Origin of the sequence: Dietzia sp. CW19, assembly GCF_014145265.1 — a bacterium.
Taxonomy (GTDB): Bacteria; Actinomycetota; Actinomycetes; order Mycobacteriales; family Mycobacteriaceae; genus Dietzia; species Dietzia natronolimnaea.
On record NZ_JAALEE010000324.1, the window covers coordinates 1 to 3,950 of the forward strand.

The 3,950-nt window shown below is 71.2% G+C and carries 4 protein-coding genes and 1 pseudogene; 4 read left to right on the forward strand and 1 reads right to left on the reverse strand.

What is annotated here, in order from left to right; translation table 11 throughout:
• Nucleotides 1-231 (reverse strand): hypothetical protein (locus tag G6021_RS16940; RefSeq protein ID WP_206682657.1); only part of this gene is annotated, 231 nt, incomplete at its 3' end.
• Between the two features lie 109 nt (nt 232-340).
• Between G6021_RS16940 and G6021_RS10160 the strand changes: the two genes are divergently transcribed.
• The 4 genes and pseudogenes from G6021_RS10160 to G6021_RS10175 all read left to right on the forward strand — a co-directional run.
• Nucleotides 341-673 carry an antibiotic biosynthesis monooxygenase gene (locus tag G6021_RS10160; protein ID WP_179523994.1) on the forward strand — a complete coding sequence of 111 codons (333 nt, stop codon included), beginning with the start codon at nt 341-343 and terminating at the stop codon, nt 671-673.
• Nucleotides 674-743: 70 nt separating this feature from the next.
• Nucleotides 744-2,267 carry a CCA tRNA nucleotidyltransferase gene (locus G6021_RS10165; protein ID WP_182641215.1) on the forward strand — a complete coding sequence of 508 codons (1,524 nt, stop codon included), beginning with the start codon at nt 744-746 and terminating at the stop codon, nt 2,265-2,267.
• Complete coding sequence (locus G6021_RS10170; RefSeq protein WP_182641214.1) at nt 2,264-3,541, forward strand: glycosyltransferase 87 family protein; 1,278 nt, start codon at nt 2,264-2,266, stop codon at nt 3,539-3,541. The genes G6021_RS10165 and G6021_RS10170 overlap by 4 nt, the downstream gene beginning before the upstream one ends.
• A 106-nt stretch (nt 3,542-3,647) precedes the next feature.
• Nucleotides 3,648-3,950: pseudogene (locus tag G6021_RS10175) on the forward strand (hypothetical protein); the annotation flags it as partial.

A 3,950-nucleotide genomic window follows, 5' to 3' on the forward strand; every position in this document is an offset into this window, starting at 1 on the left:
TTGACCGGATCTGCCGGACTTCTGGCCCTGGCCGCCCTGGCTGCTCCGGTGGTGCTGGGGCTTGTCCTGTCCCTGCGCGGTCCGCTGGCCGTCGGAGCGCTGGCCGGAGCTGCGCTCGGAGCCCTGACCAGCGGAATCCGAGGTGGGCGTCACGGATCCGGCGGCCCGCCGTGCACGACGCCGCCGCGGCGGGTTAGCGCGCGGTTCGACGGGGCGTTCGGCTTCGGACACCCATCGATGCTACCGGCCGGTGTCGCGTGTTCCGTAAATCGTCGGCGTGCCGCCCGCGGATACGGTCAGGTCAGGTGTCGGCGGGTGGGCCACGGCTAGAGTCCGCGACATGAGCTCAGGATCCGCAGGCCACGCCCTGGTCCTCCGTCACCGGGCCAAGCCGGGGCGGCGGGACGAGCTGGTCGAGGTGTGGCGCCGGCACATGCCGGACGCGGTGCAGGCGAACGACGGGCACCGGGCGTACGTGTTCTGCGCGTCCCACGCCGACCCCGATGTCCTGCTGGTGTTCCAGCAGTACCGCGACGCCGCCGCGGCACAGGAGTTCCTCGGAAACCCCGCGTACCTGGCGTACCTGGAGGAGTCGGGTGACCTGTTGACCGGCCCCCCGGAGGTCGAGGCCGTGGAGCCGCTGTGGTCCAAGGTGGCCGGACCGACTCGGTAAGGTCTCCGCTGTGACAGCCCGCAACCCCCACCCAGACCCGCGCGCCTCATCGGACCGCCACGACGCGGCGGTGTTCTCCGGACTGCAGGACGGACCGGGGACCCCGCCCGACCCGGCGGAGTACGAGGCGCGGCGGGTGCGGCTCCTGGCGGGCGCCCAGACGACTCTCAACGACCACGCGGACGTGGTGGCCCCTCTCGCGGCCGCGTTCGGCGAGGCCGGCCACGAGCTCTACCTGGTCGGCGGAAGTGTGCGCGACGCCCTCCTCGGTCGACTCGGCACCGACCTGGACTTCACCACCGACGCGCGACCCGACACGGTCCGCGGCATCCTCGAGTCCTACGCGGACACCGTGTGGGACACCGGGATCGAGTTCGGCACCCTCTCGGCGGTTAAGCACGACGCCTCCGGTATCGAGCAGCAGATCGAGATCACCACGTACCGCGCGGACTCCTACGACGGGGTGACCCGGAACCCCGAGGTGGTCTTCGGCGACACCCTCGAGGGCGACCTGGTCCGCCGCGACTTCACGGTCAACGCCATGGCGGTGCGCCTGCACCCCGACGGGCGTCACGAGTTCTGCGACCCGCTCGACGGGATGGACGCTCTGCTCGCCGGGGTGCTGGACACCCCTGCCGCCCCGGAGCAGTCGTTCTCCGATGATCCGCTGCGCATGCTGCGCGCCTGTCGCTTCGTCTCCCAGCTCGGCTTCTCCCTCGCGCCGCGGGTGTTCCGGGCGATGACGGAGATGACCGCCGAGATCGACAGGATCACCGTCGAACGGGTCCGCGCCGAGCTGGACAAGACCATCCTCGGCGACTACCCGATCGACGGGATCAACATGCTGTGTGAGGCCGGACTGGCCGACCGCGTGCTCCCCGAGGTGCCGGGGATGAAGCTGGAGCGCGACGAGCACATGCAGCACAAGGACGTGTACTGGCATTCGCTCACCGTCCTCAAGCAGGCCATCGACCTGGAGCCCGAGGGGCCGGACCTGGTGCTGCGCTGGGCGGCGCTGCTGCACGACGTGGGCAAGCCCGCCACGCGTGCGGCCAAACCCGGCGGCGGTGTGACCTTCCATCACCACGAGGTGGTGGGCGCCAAGATGGTGCGCAAGCGGATGCGCGCCCTCAAGTACTCCAAACAGATGATCGAGGGCGTCTCGGGACTGGTCTTCCTCCACCTGCGCTTCCACGGGTACGGCGAGGGGCAGTGGTCCGACTCGGCCGTCCGCCGGTACGTCTCCGACGCGGGCGATCTGCTCCCCCGCCTCCATCGGCTGGTCCGGGCGGACTGCACCACCAGGAACAAGCGACGCGCGGCCAGGCTCCAGGCCAGCTACGACTCCCTGGAGCACCGCATCGCCGAGATCGAGGAGAAGGAGGACCTGGCCCGGGTCCGGCCGGATCTCGACGGCAACGAGATCATGACGCTGCTCGACCTCAAGCCCGGGCCCGACGTCGGCCGCGCCTGGGCGTTCCTCAAGGAGCTTCGCCTGGATCGTGGCCCGCTGGACCGTGACGAGGCGGAGGCCGAACTCCTCCGCTGGTGGGCCGGGCAGAACGACCGCCCGGAGAACGGCGACCCGGCGTGATCGGCGGCGCGGTCGACCGCTATCTCGCCTCGACCGCGGGCAGGGCTGTGGCGGCCTTCCTGGCGCTGCTCGGCACGATCCTCCACACGGTCGGCATCCCGGGCCTCCAGCAGCTCCCCCCGTACCGCATCGACCTGGACGTGTACCGCGTCGGCGGGCAGGTCTTCCGCGACGGAGGCGAGCTCTACGGACAGCTCCCCCGGCTGGCGGAGGGCGCCGACCTGCCCTTCACCTACCCCCCGCTGGCAGCCCAGATCTTCTCCCTGTTCACCCTCGTCCCGCTGGCGGCGGCGTCGGTCATCATCACGCTGGCCACCATCGCGGTGCTCGCCTACGTGGTGCAGCTCGTCCTCACGCGCACCTGTGATCGCCCGACCCGCGAGCTGTGGTGGATCACGGTCGCCGTGATGGCCGTGGCGCTGTGGTTCGGCCCGGTGCGGGAGACGATCGGGTTCGGTCAGGTCAACGTGTTCCTCATGGCGTTGGTGTTGGTCGACGTCATCCGCGGCCGGGGCCGCTGGTGGGGCGGGAGCCTCACCGGTCTTGCGATGGCGATCAAGCTCACCCCCGCGGTGTTCCTGCTGTACTTCGCGCTGCGTCGCGACTGGCGGGGCCTGGGGACGGCGGTCCTCGCCGCCCTGGCCTTCACCGGCATCGGACACCTGTTGACCCCGGACGATTCGGCCCGCTACTGGTCGTTCGCCATCCGGGATCCCGCCCGTATCGGCGGGTTGTCCTTCACGTCCAATCAGTCGGTCAACGGGCTCGTGCACCGCCTGGGTCTGGAGGACACGGCGGCGACGGTGGCGTGGTTCGTGGTGTCCGCCCTGGTGGGACTCGGTATCGCCTGGGTGGCGTGGCGGTTGCTGCGTCGCGGCCACGAGGTCGCCGCCGCGGTCGCGGTGGGGTTCGTCGCCCTGTTCTGCTCGCCGGTGTCCTGGGGACACCACTGGGTGTGGTCCGTGCCGGCCGTCGTGCTCACGGTGGTGTGGGCGGCACGCGCCGCCGGGAGGGACGACGACGAGCGCGGCTGGCTCGTCCTGGCCGGGTCCGGCATCGTGGTCTTCCTGACCACACCGCAGTGGTGGTTCCCCCACGACGAGGGGCGTGAGCTCGCGTGGGGGCCGATCCAGCACCTGGTGGGTGACGCCTACCTCGTCTGGGCGGTGGCCTTCCTCGTCGTCGTCGGCATCCGGGCCGCTCGGCTCGGCGACCCCGACCGGTACGGCGATCCGGACACGCCGGCGCTCCTCGTGCGCGGCGGCACCCGCTGACCGAGTCCGTCAAGGTCAGGGGCGGTTCTGTGGAGAGCGGATCGGTTGTCCACAGATTGCCGCTCGGCACTGGTCCGGCCCGGCCGTCCGCGACACCATTCCGGGCATGGACTACTTCTTCGGAGACGGCGTCGGTGAGCCGACGCAATGGCAGGGTGCGCCTGAACTCACCCTCGGGACCGGTGCCGCGGACGCGCTGTGGCTGGATTTCGACGGCGACGGGTACGCCGACGACGCACTGTGGGACTCGGACCTCGACGGGGTCGCCGACCGCGTGGTGACCGATGTGGGTACTGATGCCCAGGCGGTCTACTCGGACGCGGGCGGCCGCGGGGTGTGGAACGTCTTCGCGGGTGGGGCCGGTGCCCTGGCGGCGGGGTCCGTGGGGGCGGGCTCGCTCGGCGCGGGC

Coding starts and splice junctions, on each gene's coding strand:
- G6021_RS10160 (WP_179523994.1), top strand. CDS start 341: ATGAGCTCAGGATCCGCAGGCCACGCCCTGGTCCTCCGTCACCGGGCC.